General features: G+C 61.4%; 15 protein-coding genes. 5 read left to right on the forward strand and 10 right to left on the reverse strand.

Translation table 11 applies throughout. The features are described 5' to 3' along the window. Positions 1-78: 78 nt before the first annotated feature. From ACEN9N_RS27820 to ACEN9N_RS27830, 3 genes are read right to left on the reverse strand one after another with little or no spacing between them, the layout of a single operon-like run. Entirely contained in the window at positions 79-1,596 is a 1,518-nt protein-coding gene (locus tag ACEN9N_RS27820) for an efflux transporter outer membrane subunit (RefSeq protein ID WP_018907324.1), read from the reverse strand. Further along, positions 1,593-4,799, reverse strand: a complete 3,207-nt coding sequence (locus ACEN9N_RS27825; protein WP_027730221.1) for an efflux RND transporter permease subunit — start codon at positions 4,797-4,799, stop codon at positions 1,593-1,595. Before ACEN9N_RS27825 ends, ACEN9N_RS27820 begins: the two co-directional genes overlap by 4 nt. Then, positions 4,796-5,971 carry an efflux RND transporter periplasmic adaptor subunit gene (locus tag ACEN9N_RS27830; protein ID WP_018907322.1) on the reverse strand — a complete coding sequence of 392 codons (1,176 nt, stop codon included), beginning with the start codon at positions 5,969-5,971 and terminating at the stop codon, positions 4,796-4,798. Before ACEN9N_RS27830 ends, ACEN9N_RS27825 begins: the two co-directional genes overlap by 4 nt. Before the next feature lie 208 nt (positions 5,972-6,179). Here ACEN9N_RS27830 and ACEN9N_RS27835 point away from each other — a divergent pair, with 208 nt between their 5' ends. The 3 genes from ACEN9N_RS27835 to ACEN9N_RS27845 all read left to right on the forward strand — a co-directional run bounded on the left by ACEN9N_RS27835 (position 6,180) and on the right by ACEN9N_RS27845 (position 9,777). Further along, positions 6,180-7,124 (forward strand): LysR family transcriptional regulator, encoded by a 945-nt coding sequence (locus ACEN9N_RS27835; RefSeq protein WP_018907321.1) that lies wholly within the window; start codon positions 6,180-6,182, stop codon positions 7,122-7,124. Positions 7,125-7,414: 290 nt separating this feature from the next. Further along, positions 7,415-8,803: a glutathione-disulfide reductase gene (gene gor, locus ACEN9N_RS27840; protein WP_027730220.1), complete on the forward strand. Its 1,389-nt coding sequence runs from the start codon at positions 7,415-7,417 to the stop codon at positions 8,801-8,803. A gap of 65 nt (positions 8,804-8,868) precedes the next feature. Next, the gene (locus ACEN9N_RS27845) at positions 8,869-9,777 is read left to right on the forward strand and encodes a LysR family transcriptional regulator (RefSeq protein ID WP_027730219.1); all 909 of its coding nucleotides are present in this window, start codon (positions 8,869-8,871) and stop codon (positions 9,775-9,777) included. 79 nt (positions 9,778-9,856) lie between these two features. On the opposite strand, the gene ACEN9N_RS27850 is transcribed toward ACEN9N_RS27845, so the two are convergent. The 5 genes from ACEN9N_RS27850 to ACEN9N_RS27870 form a co-directional block, all read right to left on the reverse strand. Further along, positions 9,857-10,201: a carboxymuconolactone decarboxylase family protein gene (locus ACEN9N_RS27850; protein ID WP_021004317.1), complete on the reverse strand. Its 345-nt coding sequence runs from the start codon at positions 10,199-10,201 to the stop codon at positions 9,857-9,859. 117 nt (positions 10,202-10,318) lie between these two features. After that, the gene (locus tag ACEN9N_RS27855; RefSeq protein WP_027730218.1) at positions 10,319-11,410 is read right to left on the reverse strand and encodes an alkene reductase; all 1,092 of its coding nucleotides are present in this window, start codon (positions 11,408-11,410) and stop codon (positions 10,319-10,321) included. 26 nt (positions 11,411-11,436) lie between these two features. After that, positions 11,437-12,051 carry a glutathione transferase GstA gene (gene gstA / locus ACEN9N_RS27860; RefSeq protein WP_028253984.1) on the reverse strand — a complete coding sequence of 205 codons (615 nt, stop codon included), beginning with the start codon at positions 12,049-12,051 and terminating at the stop codon, positions 11,437-11,439. Positions 12,052-12,270: 219 nt separating this feature from the next. Next, positions 12,271-13,146, reverse strand: coding sequence for a glutathione-dependent disulfide-bond oxidoreductase (yghU, locus tag ACEN9N_RS27865; protein ID WP_018907561.1), 876 nt, complete (start codon positions 13,144-13,146; stop codon positions 12,271-12,273). A 1,136-nt stretch (positions 13,147-14,282) separates the two neighbouring features. Next, a complete protein-coding gene (locus ACEN9N_RS27870; RefSeq protein ID WP_028253983.1) occupies positions 14,283-15,203 on the reverse strand; it encodes a LysR family transcriptional regulator in 921 nt (306 codons plus the stop codon). Positions 15,204-15,366: 163 nt separating this feature from the next. Between ACEN9N_RS27870 and ACEN9N_RS27875 the strand changes: the two genes are divergently transcribed. Next, complete coding sequence (locus tag ACEN9N_RS27875; RefSeq protein ID WP_028253982.1) at positions 15,367-15,975, forward strand: FMN-dependent NADH-azoreductase; 609 nt, start codon at positions 15,367-15,369, stop codon at positions 15,973-15,975. Between the two features lie 32 nt (positions 15,976-16,007). Next, entirely contained in the window at positions 16,008-16,595 is a 588-nt protein-coding gene (locus tag ACEN9N_RS27880) for an NADPH-dependent F420 reductase (RefSeq protein WP_028253981.1), read from the forward strand. A 650-nt stretch (positions 16,596-17,245) separates the two neighbouring features. Here ACEN9N_RS27880 and ACEN9N_RS27885 read toward each other — a convergent pair. Together ACEN9N_RS27885 and ACEN9N_RS27890 are read right to left on the reverse strand one after the other, a co-directional pair. Then, positions 17,246-18,121 carry a toll/interleukin-1 receptor domain-containing protein gene (locus tag ACEN9N_RS27885; protein WP_028253980.1) on the reverse strand — a complete coding sequence of 292 codons (876 nt, stop codon included), beginning with the start codon at positions 18,119-18,121 and terminating at the stop codon, positions 17,246-17,248. A 59-nt stretch (positions 18,122-18,180) separates the two neighbouring features. Beyond that, complete coding sequence (locus ACEN9N_RS27890; RefSeq protein WP_413747850.1) at positions 18,181-18,660, reverse strand: DUF6650 family protein; 480 nt, start codon at positions 18,658-18,660, stop codon at positions 18,181-18,183. Positions 18,661-18,684: the final 24 nt, after the last annotated feature.

The following is an 18,684-nucleotide window of genomic DNA, read 5'->3' on the forward strand; positions in this document are numbered from 1 at the left end:
ACAAATGCCTTGAATTCGAGTGCGGCATGCGGCCGCGTGGAAGGAGGCAGCCTTGGCCGCTCCTGCGACACCGTCGGGTCAGCCTTTGATGTCGGACCTCTCGGCCTTTGAGAGATCCCAGCCACCGCCGAGCGCTTTGACCAGATCAACGGTCGCGCGCGCGCGCTCACCCTCGAACTGGATGCGCGACTGGCGACTGCGCAAACGGGTGCGCTCGGCATCGACAACGACCAGGTAGTCGACGTCGCCTTCGTCGAATCTCGCTTTGGCTGATTGCGCAACGCCAGACGATGCGTCTTCCGCTCCCCGCTGGTGAACGATCCGCTCGTCAAGGGTTCTGATAGAGACCAGGGAGTCTTCAACCTCGCGGAAGGCCTGGAGCACCGTCTTGCGGTATTCGGCGACTCTCTCCTCGTAGACGCCGCGTACGCGGGCCACTTCGGCACTTCGCCTTCCTCCATCGAAGATTGGCATGCTCAAGGCCGTTCCCACCAGAGGACCGAGCAGAAACGTTCGTTGGGACCAGTTGGCCAGATTGGCCAAGTCGGCCGACTCGTAGCCCAGGGAGCCCGTCAGCGAGAGCGCCGGAAAGAATGCTGCCCTCGCAACGCCGATGCGCGCGTTCTCCGCGGTCATGGCGCGTTCGGCTGCAGCGATGTCCGGCCTGCGCTCAAGTAACGTCGAGGGCATGCCTGGCGGGAGCTGGACCGTGACGTTGTCGAGAGGCTTTGCCTCGACGGAGAACGCCGCAGGCAGCTTGCCCAACAGGATCGCCAAGGCATGCAAGGCCAGGGCATGCTGCCGTTCGACAGACAGCTGCTCCGAGCGGGCCGAGAACAATTCAGTCTTCACCTGGTCGACGACATAAGGGGCCACAGCGCCCACATCGAACTTTCGCTCCAACAGCGACATGGCGTCTTGTCTCAGCTTCACGGTGTCCCGAAGCAGGCGGAGCTCGCCCTCGAACTGTCGCAGGCTAAAGTACGTCTTGGCGACGTCGGCCTGGACGAGCAACAGCATCTGGTGCGCCAGCGCCTGCTGCCGGGCCGCATCGGCACGTGCGGCGGCAACACCCGACGAAACCCGGCCGAAGATGTCGACCTCGTAGGCGACGGAGGCCTGTGCGCGCCACAGCGTTTGCGTGGACCCCGGCGCGCCGTCTCCGCGCCCCGCAGCCGTGCCGCTGATGCGCTGCCGAGTGGGACCGAAACCGACGCCCACTTCCGGAAGCTGCGCCGACTCGCTTTGCGAAATCAGTGCGCGTGCCTGCTTGAGCCTTGCCATCGCGATGGACACATCCGGATTCGCCTTGAGCGCCTCCTCTTCGAGTTGCACAAGGACAGGGTCGCCGAAGACTCCCCACCATGGAGATGGCGCCTGCTGGTCTGCCGGTTCGGCCGGCCGCCACCGGCCTGGGTCTTCCGTGGGCTGGAGCGCGAGCGTGCGCCCCTCGTACTCCGCGAACGTCGCGGGAATGTCGATGGCGGGACGATTCTCGACGGGCGTGAGGGAGCACGCAGACAGCAGGAACAGACTTGCTGCCAAGGCAAGCGCACTTCTGGACAGTTGCTGGATCGCTCGGGTTGGGTGGGTCATGCCTGAACCTCCGGCTGTTGATTTCCAAGGTGATGCGGGGCGATCACGGGCGCCTCGTGATGCGCGGCAGATCGAAGCGGCCTTCCTCCGCTAAGCGCCCGGGCCAGTACGTAGAAGAGCGGTGTGAGAAACAGGCCGAACAGCGTGACGCCGATCATTCCGAAGAACACCGAGATGCCCATCGCCTGGCGCATTTCTGCACCTGCGCCTGTCGAAAGAACGAGTGGGATCACGCCCATGATGAAGGCCAGCGACGTCATCAGGATGGGCCGCAGCCGCAAGCGGCAGGACTCGATCACGGCCTTCAACGTGGACATTCCCGCCATCTCGAGCTCGCGCGCGAACTCGACGATCAGGATGGCGTTCTTCGACGCCAGGCCGACAAGCACGATGAGTCCGATCTGGGTGAAGATGTTGTTGTCGCCCTTCGTGAGCCACACACCGAGCAGCGCGGAGAAGATGCTCATCGGAATGATGAGGATGATGGCCAGCGGCAGCGTCAGGCTCTCGTACTGGGCCGCCAATACGAAGAACACCAAGAGAACGCAGAGTGGAAGAATCCAGACCGCGCTGTTGCCGGCAATGATCTGCTGGTAGGTCAGGTCGGTCCATTCGAACGTCATCCCCGGTGGCAAGGTTGCTGCCGCAATCCGCTGGATGGCCTCCATTGCTTGGTCCGACGAGTAGCCCGGCGCCGGGCTGCCGCCCACGTCGGCCGACGTGAAGCCGTTGTAGCGGCTGACCTGGTCGGGGCCGTACGTCTGGCTGACCTTGGCGAACGACGCGAGCGGAACCATCTGCCCGGACTCGCTGCGAACGTGCAGTTGCCCGATGTCTTCCGGCTTGGAGCGGAACTGGCCGTCGGCCTGCATGCGCACCTGGTACACGCGGCCCAGGAAGTTGAAGTCGTTCACGTAGTAGGAACCAAGGAACGACTGCATCGCACTGAAGGCCGCTGGCGTATCCACACCCAACTGCTGTGCCTTCGCGCGGTCGATGTCCACCTTGAGCTGAGGCGCGTTCACGTTGTAAGTCGAGAAGAGCGGGCCGAGCTCAGGCGCTTCGGACGCCTTTTTGATGAAGGCTTGTGTCGCCTTGTAGAGCTCGTCGTAACCCAGGTCCGCCCGGTCCTCGATCTGCAGCTTGAAGCCGCCCAGGGTTCCGAGGCCGTAGACCGGCGGTGGTGGAAAGATCCCGGTGAAGGCGTGTCCGATGCTGCCGAACTCACGGCCCAGGTCGGCCGCGACCTGGTCGGCGCTGATCCCCTTGCGCTCCTTGAACGGCTTGAGCAAGACAAATGTCAGAGCCGTGCTCGAGCTCTTGGTCACCCCATTTATCGAAAGACCGCTGTAGCTCGATGTTCCGAGGACGGCAGGGTGCTTGAGCGCCATGGCATTCATCTTGTTCATGGTCGCCTCGGTGCGGTCCAGCGTCGAGCCCTCGGGCAGTTGCGCCAGGCTCACGAGGTACTCCTTGTCCTGTGCAGGAACGAACCCACCCGGGACATGATCGGTAAGCCACCAGGTTCCCCCCAGCAAGAGCGCGTACACGACGAGCAACGCCCCCTTGTGCCGCAGCAAACGGCCGACGCCTCCTCCATATGCCTCTGAGGTGCGATCGAAGGTGCGATTGAAGCGCCCGAAGAAGCGGCCGAACACCTTCTGCGTTATCCGGGTCACCGCGTCTGGCGCATCGCCATGTCCCTTCAGCAGCAAGGCCGACAGCGCCGGAGACAGCGTGAGCGAGTTCACCGCCGAGATCAGCGTGGAAATGGCGATGGTCACCGCGAACTGCTTGTAGAACTCGCCTGTCAGGCCGCTGAGAAAGGCCAGCGGAAGAAACACCGCAGACAGCGTCAATGCGATGGCGATGATGGGCCCACTGACCTCGCGCATGGCCTGGTAGGTCGCCTCACGGGGACTGAGCCCGCGTGCGATGTTCCGCTCCACGTTCTCGACGACCACAATGGCATCGTCCACCACGATGCCGATGGCCACCACCAAGCCGAACAGCGACAGCGTGTTGATGGAGTAGCCCGCCAGCAGCAGGAAGGTGAACGTGCCGACGATCGAAATGGGAACCGCGATAAGCGGAATGATGGAAGCGCGCCAGGTCTGCAGGAAGAGAAACACGACCAGCACCACCAGCGCCACCGACTCCAGCAGCGTTTCGATGACCGCGTCGATGCCGGACTGGACTGCACGGCTCGGTTCATAGACGATGCGATAAACCACGTCTTCGGGGAAATCCTTCTCGAGCTCCTTCATGGCCTTGTGCACGTCGCGGGAGATCTGAAGCGAGTTCGCACCGGGAGCTTCCTGCACGGTCACCGCGACAGCGGGCGCGTTGTCCAGCGTGGCGCGGATGCCGTAGTCTTCGGCGCCGAGTTCCACGCGCGCCACGTCGCCCAGGCGCGTGATCGCTCCACGGGCATCGGACTTGATGACGATGGCCTTGAACTCCTCGGGCGACTTGAGTCGGCCATCGGCGTTGACGTTGAGTTGGAAGGCGGTGTCCGCGGAGGTGGGTGAACTTCCGATCGTTCCGACAGCGGCCTGGATGTTCTGGCGTCGAATGGCGCTGGCGACATCGTTCGCACTCAGTCCCCGCTCGGCCAAAGCGGCCGGATCCAGCCAGACACGCATCGCATAGCCGCCGGGCCCCCAGATCGCCACGTCGCCGACGCCCGTGATCCGGGCCAGACGATCCTTCACGTGAAGGATGGCGTAGTTGCTGATGTAGTTGTTGTCGTAGGTCCCCTTTGGCGACACCATGTGCACGGCGATGGTGATCATCGGCAGGTTCTTGACCGCGGTCACGCCCAGGCGCTGCACGTCCTCGGGCAGTCGCGCTTGGGCTTGGGAGACGCGGGTTTGCACCAGCTGCTGGGCCCTGTCCGGATCGGTTCCCAGCTTGAAGGTCACGGTCAGGTACAGGTGACCGTCACCGCTGGCCTTCGAGTCCATGTAGAGCATGTCCTCAACGCCGTTGACGGACTGCTCCAACGGTGCCGCGACGGTTTCCGCGATCGTCTTGGCGTTAGCGCCCGGGTATTGCGCGTGCACCACGACCGACGGCGGGATGACCTGCGGGTATTCCGAGACCGGCATGTTGAACGACGCTACGAGCCCTGCGAGGAGAATCAGCGCAGACAGGACGCCAGCGAAGATCGGCCTGTCGATGAAGAATTTCGAGATGTTCACGACCGGCCTCCGTTGGTGGCGCCGGCGGAAGCCTCGGGGGCCTCTGAAGCGACTGCGGACACCGACGCACCGGGCGACGCGCGGAAAGCGCCGTCCACGATGACCTTGGCGCCCGGGGCGAGCCCGCTGCGCACGACCCGCTGCGTTCCTTGCAGCACGCCGAGGTCGACGACCCGGCGCTCGACCTTGTTCTGCGCATTGACGACGAGAACATACTTCCGGTCTTGGTCGGTGCTGACGACGGCCTCGTCCACCAACACGGCGTCGTAGGGGGCACCGCCTTGCAGACGGATGCGCGCCCGCAGACCGGGGAGCATCTCGGGATTCACCTTGTCGATGCGCGCACGAACCCGCACGGTTCCCGACCGAGGATCCATCTGGTTGTCGATCGCTTCGATGGACGCCGCGTAGGGAAAGTCGGTGTCGGTGGCCAAACCGACCTTCACTACAGGCTGCGTGCCCGCCCTCAGCGAAGGGGCGATGATCTGGAGGTAGCTCTGCTCGTCCACGTTGAAGGATGCGTAGAGCTTGCTGTCAGAGACGATCCTGGTGAGCGGGGTCGCTTCCCCGCCTGCCGTCACCACATTGCCCGCGGTGACTTCCGCCCGGGAGATCCGTCCCGCAATAGGCGCGCGAACCTGGGTGTAGCTGAGCTGCAGTTGAGCCTGCGCGAGAGCGGCCTGCGCTCCCTTCAGTGACGCGGCAGCCTCGCGCGCCGCATTGTCGAGCGTGTCGAACTCCCTGCGCGCGATCGAATTCGACTCCAGCAGCCTCTGTCCGCGGGCGCGCTCCGTGTCTGCCAGCCGTTGCCGTGCTTCGGCACCTGCCAGGGTGGCCTGCGCCTGGCGCACCTGGGTCTCGAACGGTGCTGGGTCGATGACGAAAAGAACGTCACCCTGGCGAACATGCTGGCCCGGCTTGAAGTGCACCGCGAGCAGCGAGCCCGGTACCTTGGCGCGAACGTCGACGAGGTCCACGGCTTCGAGCCGCCCCGTGTAGTCCTGCGCATCGGACACCGAGCGCTGCAAGGCTGGCCGGTACTTGACGGTGGGGAGTGCGGCGGCGGCTTGAGCATGCGCTTCGGAACCGTGCTTCCAAAACATGCTGCCAGCAACGACCACCGCAACGGCAGTCGTGACGACCGCCAGGTGCTGTTTCTTGAGGGTTTTCATGCGACGTGCTCTACAAAATTGAACGGTTTGCAGTCTGTGCGTGTGGCACATGAAGATCGAGCCCGGAACCTGGGTTACTTTGTTGCCGCCGTTGGAACAATCACTTGTCGTCGCCCCCCTGCCAATGCGATAAAAATGGAATTTCTCGCGGTGCAAGCCACACCTAGTTCCGTACCGTGCAATAGTGGCCCTACAAGGAGAGAAGCCCGTGGACCGCCTCCAGTCGATGCAGATCTTCGCCCGCGTGGTCGAAATGCACAGCTTCACTCGAGCTGCGGACAGCCTGTTCCTGCCCAAATCCCGGGTCACGCGAGCCGTGAAGGACTTGGAGAAGTTCTTGGGCGTGCGACTTTTGCAGCGGACCACGCGCCACATCAGCCTGACACCGGAAGGCACGCTGTACTTCGAGCAATGCAGGCGTTTGCTTGCGGACTTAGAAGGCGTCGAGTCCAGCTTCCCAGGACGAGCTGGGCAGCCTCGAGGCTGCCTGCGGGTCGACATGACGCTCTCGCTCGCGCGCTTGGTCGTCCTGCCTTGCATCAAGGACTTTCAGTCTCGCTTTCCGGAGGTCGAACTCACGCTGACGGCGTCTGACCGCACTGTGGAGCTCGTGCAGGAGGGTATCGATTGCGTCATTCGAGCGGGGACGCCCGAGGACTCCACCACACTCGTAGCAAAGCGCATCGGCTCGTTCGAATGGGTGACCTGCGCCTCGCCGGAATACCTGGCCCGTCACGGCACGCCAAAATCGCTGGAGGATCTGGCGAACCACGAGGCGGTTGGCTACCTGTCCAGCCGCACCGCGCGCACCTTGGATTGGAATTTCGAGTTGAATGGCGAGCACCGCAGCGTCAGGATGCGAGAACGTCTCATCGTCAACGATACGGATGCCTACGTGACATGCGGCCTCGAAGGCCTTGGGCTCATCCGTGCGGGGAGCTACATGGTGCGGCCCTACCTTCTGAGCGGCCGCCTTCGGCAGGTGCTCGCCGACTACGCGTCGCCGACTGTGCCGCTTTCGGTCCTATACCCCCAGAATCGTCAGTTGTCCCCGACCGTGCGAGCGTTCGCAGACTGGGTTGCAGAAGTCGTGCGCAGGGAGGAAGCCGGATGGCGGGTCGACTCCTACGAGTCCGCACGATGGCAAGCTTAGGCCCAGGATACCCTGACGCTCGGTTTCATATGTCTTGCGGCCGGTTGTGCACGCCGTTGTTCAGTCGCCTGAACATTCAATTCGTCGCCGGTGTCTTTATCGAGTTCTGGAACATGGTCAGAATTCGCGCTCAAGGTCGTGGGTGCGACGACGCTGTGTCGCTTGACGCTCAAGCCACTTGGCGGGGAAAGGACGCGGCGAAGCCCATGGGTCGATCACCAGACCGCCACGAAATTCGACGAGAGGGCGCTTTGCGCGCCTTCGCGCGTCAGTCAGAAAAGGAATCTTTCATGGCCGCGTATGACTACGATCTGTTCGTGATCGGAGGTGGCTCGGGCGGCGTGAGGGCCGGGCGTGTTGCTGCCGCGCTGGGCAAACGTGTCGCGATCGCGGAAGAGCACCGGTTCGGCGGCACCTGCGTCATTCGGGGCTGCGTTCCCAAGAAGCTTTTCGTGTACGCCTCCCAGTATCGCGAGCACTTCGAGGATGCTGCAGGGTACGGATGGAAAGTCAGCGAGACCACGTTCGACTGGGATACCTTGCTGGCCGCCAAGGACAAGGAAATCCTAAGACTCGAAGGCTTGTACCGGCGTGGGCTCGAGAGCAACGGCGCCCGGATCATCGACAGCCGCGCCGAGTTGGTCGACGCGCACACCGTGCGCCTGGTGCAGACCGGCCAGACCGTCACCGCCGACAGGATTGTCATTGCCACAGGCGGCACGCCGAACCCCCATGCAGCGCTCCCTGGCCATGAGCTGTGCATCTCGTCCAACGAAGCTTTCGATCTTCCGCAGCTGCCGCGCTCGATACTGATTGCCGGCGGCGGCTACATCGCGGTCGAGTTCGCCAATGTGTTCCAAGGCCTTGGTGTGGCTGTAACGCTCATCTACCGCGGCAAGGAGATCTTGTCGCGTTTCGATCACGACCTGCGCCAGGGCTTGCACAAAGCCATGGTCGACAAGGGCATCCGCATCGTTCTCACCGACGTCATGGAGAAGGTGGAACAGAAGGTTGACGGCAGTTTGTTGGTCAGAACGATGTGCGGCGAGTCGATCTCGGTCGACACCGTCATGCTGGCGCTCGGCCGCGAGCCGAACACGCAGGGGTTGGGCCTGGAAGCTGCCGGTGTGAAGGTGGATGGGCTTGGCGCGATCGTCGTGGACGATTACTCCCGCACAAATGTGCCCAACATATTTGCGCTGGGAGACGTCACCCACCGGGTGCAGCTGACACCCGTCGCCATCCATGAAGCCATGTGCTTCATTGAGACCGAGTACAAGAACAATCCGACCTCGCCCGATCACGACCTGATCCCCACGGCCGTTTTTTCGCAGCCGGAGATCGGCACGGTGGGCCTGTCGGAAGAAGAGGCCGCCAAGAAGTATCCCGAGATCGCGGTCTATCGCGCCGAGTTCCGCCCGATGAAGGCGACGCTCTCGGGCCGCACGGAAAAGATGCTCATGAAGCTCGTCGTCGACGCCGCAAGCCGCAAGGTGGTCGGCGCCCACATCCTCGGCCACGAGGCCGGCGAGATGGTGCAGTTGCTTGGCGTCTCCCTGAAGGCAGGGGTCACGAAGGATGATTTTGACCGGACCATGGCCGTCCATCCCACTGCGGCGGAAGAGCTCGTGACCATGTACCAGCCAAGCTATCGCATCAGGGGCGGCGTGCGCGTTTGAACCTTGATGGCTCGATTGCGCCTTGCTGCGCGGACTCCTGTCACCCGATTCGCTCAGGACCACGGATGAACAAATTTTTGGCGATGGAAGTGTTTGTCCAGGTCGTGGACACCGGCGGATTCACCCGCACGGCCGAGAACATGAAACTTCCCAAAGCGACGGTGTCAACCTTGATCCAGTCGCTGGAAGGTTCGCTGTCGGTCAAGCTTCTGAACCGGACCACCCGGCACGTCAGCGTCACCGCTGAAGGCGCCGCCTTCTACGAACGCTGCATGCGCATTCTCTCGGAGGTGCGCGAAGCCGAGGACTGCGTGTCTCAAACAAGGGGCAGCCCCGCGGGAAGGCTGCGTATCGACGCCCCCACCGGCCTGGCCAGCGAGGTGATCATTCCCGCGCTTCCCGACTTCGTCGAGCGGTATCCGGACATCCGGCTCGAACTGGGTTGCAGCGACCGGCAGGTGGACCTGGTCGAGGAAGGGGTAGATTGCGCGATTCGCGGAGGCCGTCGCCTGACCGATTCCAGCCTGATCGCGCGCCGCGTCGGCACGATGCACTACACCACTTGTGCCTCGCCGGCCTACCTCAAACGCCATGGCCGGCCCATGCATCCCAACGATCTGGTACACCACAGCTGCGTCAACTATTTCTCCGCACGTTCGGGCAAGATGTTCGATTGGTACTTTAAGAAGGACGGCGAGAAGATCCAGGTCGCCTTGTCCAGTCACATCGCATTGAGCGACAGCTATGCGTACACGGCTGCAGGCCTGGCCGGGTTGGGTATCGTCCAGATGGCAGACTTCCTGATGGCGCCTATGCTCAAAGACGGGCGGCTCGTATCCGTCCTGGACGACTGGACCAACGAACCACTGCCGATCCACGTGGTGTATCCGCAGAACCGCCACCTTTCGGCCAAGGTGCGTGTGTTCGTCGAGTGGGTAGCGCAACTGTTCTTGAACCACGCCACCATGCGCTGACGAAGGGCTGCCACCCGCCGGCACAGGCAAGATACTTGCGGCCACCGGGGACGAAGCCAAAGGCGCTTCCTGCAGCGGCTTACTTGCCGGGCAGTTGCTGGTACGTTTCGACCACGCGGGCCGAATACGTGAGCGCCGCTCCGGCGTTCATCGCAATGGCCACGCCCAGTGCCTCGGAAACTTCCTCGAGCGAGGCGCCAGCCTCCGCGGCCTTCTTGGTATGCACGGCGATGCAGCCATCGCAACGCGTGGTGACGGCGACGGCGAGGGAGATCAGTTCGTGGATCTTGGGCTCCAGATGGCCAGTTTTTGCGGCGGCGTTGTCCAGGGCCGCCATCCCGCGCATCACGTCGGGACTTTGCTTGGCGAAGTCGCCCACGCGCTCCAGCAGAGACGTCCGGTAGCCGTTCCAATCTTGCATCATGATCCTTGTTCCTTTTCTAGGGTTGTGGGTGCCGGCGCCAACCTGGCGTCCGGCGGGAATGGAAGAAATTTCGCTGTCCCAACTCACGGCGGGATGGCGCGGGTAGCGGCCAGTCGCTCAATCAAAGGCTTTGCTGCACATCAGCGTCTCGTAGTCGGTGTAGCCCTCAGCTCCCTGGCTGTAGTAGGTCGCCATCTCGTCCTTGGTCAACGGTGCGCCGTGGCGCAGGCGCCAGACCAGGTCAGGGTTGGCCAGGAAGGGACGCCCGAAGCTGATCGCATCGGCCAAGCCGCTGTCGAGGTCGGCCTTGGCGCGCGCCACGTCGTAGTCGCTGTTGAGCACCAGGGCGCCCTTGAAATGCCTGCGAATCTGAGGCGACAGTCGGGGGACGTCGGTTGCGCCAAATGTCCCGTCCGGGCCAGGCTCTCGCAACTCCAGGAAGGCGATACCGATAGCGTTCAGCATCTCCGCCGCGGCCGTGAACAGCGGCGCCGGGTTGCTGTCGTCCACGCCGTAGCTCTCGCCATTGGGGGACAGGCGCACGGCCGTGCGATCGGCGCCCACTTCGTCTGCAACGGCCTGCGTGACCAAGCGCAGCAACCGCACCCGGTTGTCGATGCTGCCGCCGTATTCGTCGGTCCGGGCGTTGGTTCCGTCCCGCAAGAATTGGTCGAGCAACTGGCCATTGGCGGCGTGGATCTGAACGCCGTCGAAGCCCGCGGCCATGGCGTTGCTTGCGGCGCTGACATAGTCGGAGATCAGGCTTGGGATTTCCTCAGTCGCCAGCGGTCTTGCGATTTCGAACGGCATCTTGCCTTCATAGGTGTGCGCATCTCCCGGCATGGCCGTGGCACTGGCCGATACAGGCTGACGGCCCGTCACGGCCGAGTGCGCCATGCGGCCCATGTGCCAAAGCTGCGCGAAGATGAGCCCGCCTTTGTCATGCACCGTCTGCGTGACGGGCATCCAGGCCTTGACCTGCTCAGAGGACCACAGTCCTGGTGCATAGGGCCAGCCAACGGCCTGGCGCGAAATGCCAGTGGCTTCTCCGATGATCAACCCGGCCGTGGCGCGCTGCGCGTAGTAGTCGGCCATGATCGGCGTCGGCACATGGTCGCGGGTGGCGCGCGCTCGGGTCAGCGGCGCCATGAAGGTGCGATTGGACGCGTTGAGCGCGCCCAGTGCGATGGGATCGAAAAGTGTCGGCATGAAGGTTCCTCGGGAGGGCTTGGATTTCAGTCGTTCGCCAGAAGGCCTTCAGCTTGCAAAGCCGCGCGCACACTGGCCCGTTGCTCCATGCGTGCCATGAACTTCTGGATGGAGGCGTAGCCGGTGATGTCGATCCTTACCCGCGACGGCCATGACAGGACGTTGTAGAGATACGCATCGGCGACCGAGAATTGCGCGCCCAGGACGTAGTCGTTCCGGGACAGGTGTTCGTCGATGTATTCGAACTTGCTGGTCAGGTTGCCATCCGAAAATCTTTTCTTCGTTACTTCATCGAGGAATGGCGAAAACATCACGGCCATGCCCTTGTGCAGATCGCTTGCCACGAAATTGAGCCACTCCAGCGCCGTGTAGCGCTCGCGGGTTCCGAAGGGTGGCAGGAGTTTGGCGGCCGGGTTCTTGTCTGCGATCCACTGCAGAATGACCGCCCCCTCGGTGAGCAGGTCGCCGTCGTCCATCTTCAGCACAGGGATGAAGCCCTTGGGCGATACCTTCAGGTAGTCGCCTTCGACCGTCGTCTTGGTTTTGAAGTCGACCTTGATCAGGTCGTACGCCTGTCCGGCCTCTCGCAGTGCGATTTGCGAAGCAAGCCCGCAAGAGCCAGGGGAGTAATACAGTTTCATAAAAAAAGCCTTGATGGTTGGAAAGCGCCGCTGGGTATGGCGGTCTGCTGGACTGGAAAATTGCCTAGATGCTTGGGGGCGCCGCGGGGATGTCCATGCGGCAGCTCCAAGGGCGAAGGCATCGCCCTGGGAGACACGGTTGAATCTTTGAGAGCCCGGACCAGGGCGCGCGACGCGTGCGGGTGGCGTGGTCGTGCAGCCTGGGGCTGGGAGCGCTGACTATTCGCCTTGCTGTATTGACTCGAAGTCCTTGGCGTCGTGGCGTTCGCGAAGGAAGGTGCCCGGCTCTCCGGCTACGCGGTTGACGACCCTGCCGCGCGCAACTGCGGGGCGAGTTGCTATCGCCCTGTACCAGCGCAGCAGATGCGTGTATTCCTCGACGGCCAGGAACTCGTGCGTGTTGTAGACGCCATAGAGGCTGCCCGGATACCACGGCCAGACCGCCATGTCCGCGATCGTGTACTGATCCCCAGCGAGGAACTCGTGCGTGGCCAGATGCGTGTCCAGCACATGCAGCTGCCGTTTGGTCTCCATCGCGTATCGGTCGATTGCATACTCGATCTTTAGCGGTGCATAGGCGTAGAAGTGGCCCAGTCCTCCGCCGACGAAGGGAGCCGAGCCCATCTGCCACATCAACCAGTTGAACGTCTCCGTCCGCGCCCGACCTTCGGTCGGTAGGAATGCGCCAAATCGTTCTGCAAGATGAACGAGGATGGAGCCGCTCTCGAAGACGCGCGTGACTGGATCCGTGGAGTGATCAACGAGCGCCGGTATCTTGCCATTGGGATTGATGCCCACGAAGCCGCTTCCGAATTGAGCGCCTTTGAAGATATCGATCAGCCACGCGTCGTATTCGGCGCCCGGATGCCCGGCCGCCAGAAGCTCCTCCAGCATGATTGTGATCTTCTGTCCGTTCGGGGTGCCCTGCGAGTACAGCTGCAGAGGATGCTTGCCGACTGGCAACTCCTTCTCGAACCTGGCGCCGGAAACCGGGCGGTTGATGCTACCGAACGTACCGCCATAGTTGTTCTTTGGGCTCCAGACTTTGGCTGGAACATAGTCGGCAGGTTGATTTTGAACTTTGGAATCGGTCATCGGTTGCTCCGTGTGAGACAGGAATTCGGAACTAGGCGATCCGAGGCGGAGAATTCAATGGGTGAGCATCTAGTGACTTTGCATACCTTGATCGTTGCGTTACTCAGAAGGGTCGCAGTCACTCTCGAGTTGCGTTGTCGGCACTGCCGGATCGGCCAATCACGAGCGCAGCAGGGCTGAAATTGAGATCTCCTCAATTCGAAACTTTTAAATACCTGCCAATGGACATTTAGCAGATTGACTGACTTCGCATCGCATGCAAAAAATTTTACAGAGACGGTTAAATGGATAAACCAGTTGAAGCCGAATTCACCGTTCAGCCGGCGGAACAGTGCTAATGGCTATGCGGCAGGCTTTCGATCTCGGTGCGCTGGTCTTGACTTCGTAGGGTGCCCTCCGTAGGTGCATAAGCATTCGCAGAACGCGCGGCGACCGCCTCAAGAGAAGCAGGATTTCGCAAAATGTGGGCGCCTTTGGCATCTCGAAGCTCGAGCGCCGAGCCGGGACTTGCGTCTGGCGAGCCTGCTTCGCGCCACTGCAGGCTGCGCCGGCATCGCGTTGCACGAATGCGAGATCTACTCGCTCTTCGAGGTATCCCGGTACCGAGACGCTCAAGCCGATGGTCGTGGCCGGATCCGTCGGAAGACCAGGATAGGGAGTTCGCGATTACAGGTTGAGTTCTCTGGTCATCGTATGCTGTTGGCTAGGACACGATTGATGAAATCATCGCTGGGTCTTTATGACAAGAGTGCGTGTTGCCGCCTGCGCGGCGGGCGGTGTTCCCCATTGGGCGGCTCACGCGCCAGGGCCAACGGTTTTTAACCAACCAACGGTAATTGGGTGTTTACGTGCCCGTGGTTATCGACGGTTGGGCGGTCCGCCTCATCGTTGGCGCTAAAGCGGCTTGTATCCGAAGCGTTTCGCTAGGGCAGGGAATTGCTCCCCAAGCCGACTTACGGAATGTCGCGCGCTAAACGGCCGCTTCAGACTGGGAGCGGTCGTTTGGCGCCGGACGATCAATGACGGTGAAGGGCATGAAGCGGTCTCTGGCCTCAGTCTGCGTCGTGACCGTTCTACAGAGAGATCAGACGCAAGTCTGGGCCACCACCGAGTCACGGCGTGAGCGTTTCAACAGGCTAAGTCTTTAACTCCATTGCGTCGTGCGCAAAGCGCGCCTTCAGGTCGTCGACGAACCACCTGGCCGCGGGTCCGGGCGGCTCCGAGGCGCGACGGAACGCCGCCATCGTCAGTGAAAAGCCGGCAGGCAGCATGTCCTCGACATCGAGTGAAACAAGCGCGCCGCTCGCAAGGTCGCCCTGCACCATGTGCATCGGCATGTTGCCCCAGCCCACGCCGTCCCTGAGAAATGCGTGCTTTGTGGAAAGGTCTGCCAATCTCCAGGTTGAAGCCGACTTGACGCCGAAGTCCCGGCCCGCGCTCAACTCCGACCGGTCAGTGAGAACGAGTTGGACGTGCTTGGACAATGCAGCCTTTGGAATTCTTCGCTTGAAGCTCGCCAGCGGGTGGTCAGGTGCGGCCACGGTGACCAAAGTCACCTGGCCAATGCTCTCGCTGCTCAGCGACGGAAACTCGACCGCCAGCGGCGCCAGTATTCCCAGGCTGCAGCGTCCGTCCAGCACCGGCTCGTATCCCGCACCCAGACCTTCCACGAACAACCTCAACGGCGTGAGCGGAAATCGGCTCACAAACGCCTTCGCAGCCGCACTGACGAGCGCCGTCGGAAAAAAGACGTCCACCACGACAGAGAGTTCCGCTTCCAACCCGGCAGACATCAACCTTGCGCGGGCCTTCATCGTGTCGACGCCGGACACGATGTTGCGTGCGTCCGCGAGCAAGAGAACGCCCTCAGGTGTCAGCTTGGGGTACCGGCCTGACCTGTCGAACAGCACGACTCCGATTTGGCCCTCCAGGCTGCTGACCCACCCGCTCACCGCGGACTGGACGCGATTGAGCCGCCGGGCCGCCGCCGAGAAGCTGCCTTCATCCACGGCCGCGATGAAGGTTCGCAGCTGGTCCAGGGACACGCCATCGAGCATTTGAACTCCTTCCATCTCCAGGGCAGATGGATTAAATCTCAATATACCGGCTTCTCAGAATGATGCTGTGTCTCCACCATTCAAGCCACGGGAAAAGACTTCCCGAGGCCCTGTACGCCGAAGCGGGCAGGTCGGACTTCTTCATCAATCTTTCGAGGCTCTCATGCAACTCCTTCATCTCGACTCCAGTGTGCTCGGCGGCGCGTCCGTCAGCAGGCAACTTTCCGCCGAACTCGTCGCGCGCCACCGCGCCCTGCACCCCGGCATCCAGGTCGTGTCCCGCGACCTGGCGGCCGACCCGGCGCTGCACCTCTCCGGCGCCCACATGGCCGCCTTCAACGGTGCAGCCACCGAAGACGCGACCATCACGGCGGATCTGGTCAAGGGCAACGCGTACATGGACGAACTCTTCGCGTCGGACATCCTCGTCATCGGCGCGCCCATGTACAACTTGTCGATTCCGACGCCACTCAAGGCTTGGATCGACCGTATCGCAGTCGCAGGCAAGACCTTCCGCTATACCGCCACCGGCCCCGAGGGCCTGCTGAAGGGCAAGAAGGCATTCATCGCCTCGGCGCGAGGGGGTGTGTATTCGGCTGGAAGCCCGGCGGCGGGTCTAGAACACCAGGAGAGCTACCTCATCGGCTTGCTTGCGTTCCTGGGAATCACCGACGTGACCGTTGTGCGAGCTGAAGGCATCGCCATGGGCCCCGAGGCCAAAAAGGCTGCCGTCGCAGAGGCGCTTGCCGACATCGCAGCCATCTCGGCCTAAGGCCTCAACGTTCAATCATTCAAGGAATTCTCATGACTTACGCCATCATCGGCTCAGGCAACGTCGGCTCGGCGCTTGCCCGACAGTTCGCACGCAGCGGCATCGCTGTCGGCGTCGCCAACACCCGCGGCCCCGACTCCATCGAAACCCTCGAGAAGGAACTCTCTGGCTACGTCACTGCATTGACATTGCAGGACGCGGTCAAGGCAGACGTGGTCATTCTCGCGGTGCCGTTCAGCGCACACGTCGATGTCGCCCGCGCTGGAGGGCAGTGGACCGACAAGATCGTGGTCGACGCCATGAACACCTACGGCGTTCCGCCGGAAGCGCTGAAAGGTCAGCCGTCCACGGTCGTGGTGGCTTCTGCCTTTCCTGGTGCACGCGTGGTCAAGACGTTCAATCAACTTCCGGCCAGGCTGCTTGCGATGAATCCGGTCGAGCAAGGAGGACGGCGGGTAATGTTCGTGGCCGGTGATGAGACGCAGGCCACCGCCGTCATCTCGAAGCTGGTCGGCGACCTGGGCTTTGCACCGATCGTCCTCGGGACACTCGCGGAGTCCGGTACCTTGCTGGACAAGGGCGGCGCGCTGGTTCTGCAGAACCTCATCAAGCAGGGGTGACGCTCGCTCGCGCTTGTGCTTGTGCTTGTGCTTGTGCTTGAGATCTTCGAATAGCTCATCGCATCACGGCACGTCCGACGACTGCGATGAGTCGCGAAGCAGTCATTCAAAAATCGGCGGCCAACGACCGTAGTCGCTGCAAAGCCGCCGTGCTTTCTAAATGCCCCAGAAGAAGCAATGAAGTCCTAAGGCGACGCTCACCGAACTCTGAAGCAGCCATTTGGCCGGATCTCTTCAGAAGCGCGAGCGTGTCAGTCATGTGACGAAGGACGTGGTGTCCTCCAACACGTACCTTCATCAAGGTTACCCATCGTCACGTAGTGCTCATTCACACTTTGGATGCCGACCTTCACTTAACCCCCTTAGGAGGACCAGTGAACAGTCTGAGGTCGCGGTTCGAATTACCCGTAGTGCAATCCTCTGCGGAAGGACCCCTGACCTCACGCGCGCAGTGCCCGAAGGGGAGGCCGTCTACTCCGTAGAAATTGCGGGCTGTCGCTGGCGGCCCCTCAGAGTTTGAGGTCCTGACAGGAGCGGCTACAACTCACTTTCAAGACCTAGCGTTCGACAACTGAATTTGGCGAATGCCACAAGCTGCCCGGTGCTAGGAGGGCTAGCCCACGCGCCTGGCGGGGCGAGCGTGCATTGGCCTACATTCCGTAGTACTTGCTGCTGAAGCTGACCGAAAGCGGCGCCCCGTCATAAAGGCACGAGACGCTGACCTTCAATCGCTTCTTATGATCGTAGTAAGTATGGAAGTGAGTCTTCTTGCGAACCAATTCCAGCTCTGAAGGATTGATGCTCAAGGCTCCCAGAACCCTCTCGGAATCGAACTCCTGATCTTGCCGATGGGGTGCGGTTCTCTTGAGTTCTACGTCAACGTAGCTGATGAAGTTTCCTTCGGCTTCAAGGCACATATGACATTCATCTGTATCAATGATGATGTTCCCTACATCGTTTGGAGTGCCACCTGTGGCATGCGCTGCATCTTGAATAGTCATGCCCATGTACTGGAACGGGCGATGAAAAGGCCGTGAGAGCATCGGCAGCGCCGTACTCCACGCCTTGTCTAGTGCTTGACCAAGAGTTGTGACACCGGTCGACGGAGTAAATGCGTTTCTATTGAAAACTACACCAAGGCTCCGAACAAGGTCCTCGAAGGCAACTGGATAGCGATCTTCCCCGGTGAAGTCTGCGTAGCGCTTACCCAGTAAGAATCCTGGCAGATCGCACTCTCGGTACATCAATGGCAGGACCTTTACCTGACGCCCCATGATTTCCTGATTCATGGCGACGTCGACTTCTCGTTGAACCCAAGGAGACGCCACAGAGTTGGGCGAAAGCACGACAGCGACAAAGTGAACTTTGTCGATCCCGGCACGAATCTTTTCGATCAGCGACTCACCGACTTTGATTTCAGCTTCGTCGAGCCAGTAAGGAATTCCTTGATTGTCCAAGTCAGTGGCGAGGCGTCGGACAAAGGGCTTGTCAGCATGGTTATGGCTTAAAAAAACGCTGGGAATCATGGTGTTGATGAATGGTCTTAACAAAATAAGCCAGCGAACGCTGAAAGCGATCCGCCGAATCAGCCTGTCTGGGGCAAGTTGTTGAAGGGCATGATGGATGCGAGGTCGTCTTCAACATCGAGGCCGTACGCTATAGCGATAGCCGCCACAGCACCTCCAACAGTCTTCCGAAGCTTGACAAGTTCGCGAGAAAGCAGCGACCTTTGGATAGGAAGCACGGACTGAATAAATGCAGGCGAACCGACTATGTCGCAGAATTCGCGGCAGGCTCTACGAATCTTCGCGAACTGTTTTCCAAGAGGATTTTTAGGATTGACTTGCTGAAGAGCGCCCGTGAGGGCGTGACGCATATCTTCAACGGAGCGAAGGCAGTATTCAGCGCCCTCCATTTCTTGAGGCCGGTAGAGCACACGCTTGTCCTCCAACGTTCTGAGAACACTGCGAGCAACGGTTACCTCTGCCATCACTGGCTTCCATTGGATGCCAAAAATTGGGATGCTGACGCCAGTCACACTTGCGAGAATTTCTTTGAAATGCAATGACGTCTCCCTGTTTTCCGCACG

This window comes from Variovorax sp. Varisp46, from assembly GCF_059491885.1.

Excerpts from the sequence above, each read along its gene's own strand:
- ACEN9N_RS27850 (WP_021004317.1), bottom strand. The coding sequence starts at position 10,201 with ATGATGCAAGATTGGAACGGCTACCGGACGTCTCTGCTGGAGCGCGTG.
- ACEN9N_RS27885 (WP_028253980.1), bottom strand. The coding sequence starts at position 18,121 with ATGATTCCCAGCGTTTTTTTAAGCCATAACCATGCTGACAAGCCCTTT.
- ACEN9N_RS27870 (WP_028253983.1), bottom strand. The coding sequence starts at position 15,203 with ATGCTCGATGGCGTGTCCCTGGACCAGCTGCGAACCTTCATCGCGGCC.
- ACEN9N_RS27875 (WP_028253982.1), top strand. The coding sequence starts at position 15,367 with ATGCAACTCCTTCATCTCGACTCCAGTGTGCTCGGCGGCGCGTCCGTC.
- ACEN9N_RS27820 (WP_018907324.1), bottom strand. The coding sequence starts at position 1,596 with ATGACCCACCCAACCCGAGCGATCCAGCAACTGTCCAGAAGTGCGCTT.
- gstA (WP_028253984.1), bottom strand. The coding sequence starts at position 12,051 with ATGAAACTGTATTACTCCCCTGGCTCTTGCGGGCTTGCTTCGCAAATC.
- ACEN9N_RS27845 (WP_027730219.1), top strand. The coding sequence starts at position 8,869 with ATGAACAAATTTTTGGCGATGGAAGTGTTTGTCCAGGTCGTGGACACC.
- ACEN9N_RS27855 (WP_027730218.1), bottom strand. The coding sequence starts at position 11,410 with ATGCCGACACTTTTCGATCCCATCGCACTGGGCGCGCTCAACGCGTCC.
- ACEN9N_RS27830 (WP_018907322.1), bottom strand. The coding sequence starts at position 5,971 with ATGAAAACCCTCAAGAAACAGCACCTGGCGGTCGTCACGACTGCCGTT.
- ACEN9N_RS27880 (WP_028253981.1), top strand. The coding sequence starts at position 16,008 with ATGACTTACGCCATCATCGGCTCAGGCAACGTCGGCTCGGCGCTTGCC.
- yghU (WP_018907561.1), bottom strand. The coding sequence starts at position 13,146 with ATGACCGATTCCAAAGTTCAAAATCAACCTGCCGACTATGTTCCAGCC.
- gor (WP_027730220.1), top strand. The coding sequence starts at position 7,415 with ATGGCCGCGTATGACTACGATCTGTTCGTGATCGGAGGTGGCTCGGGC.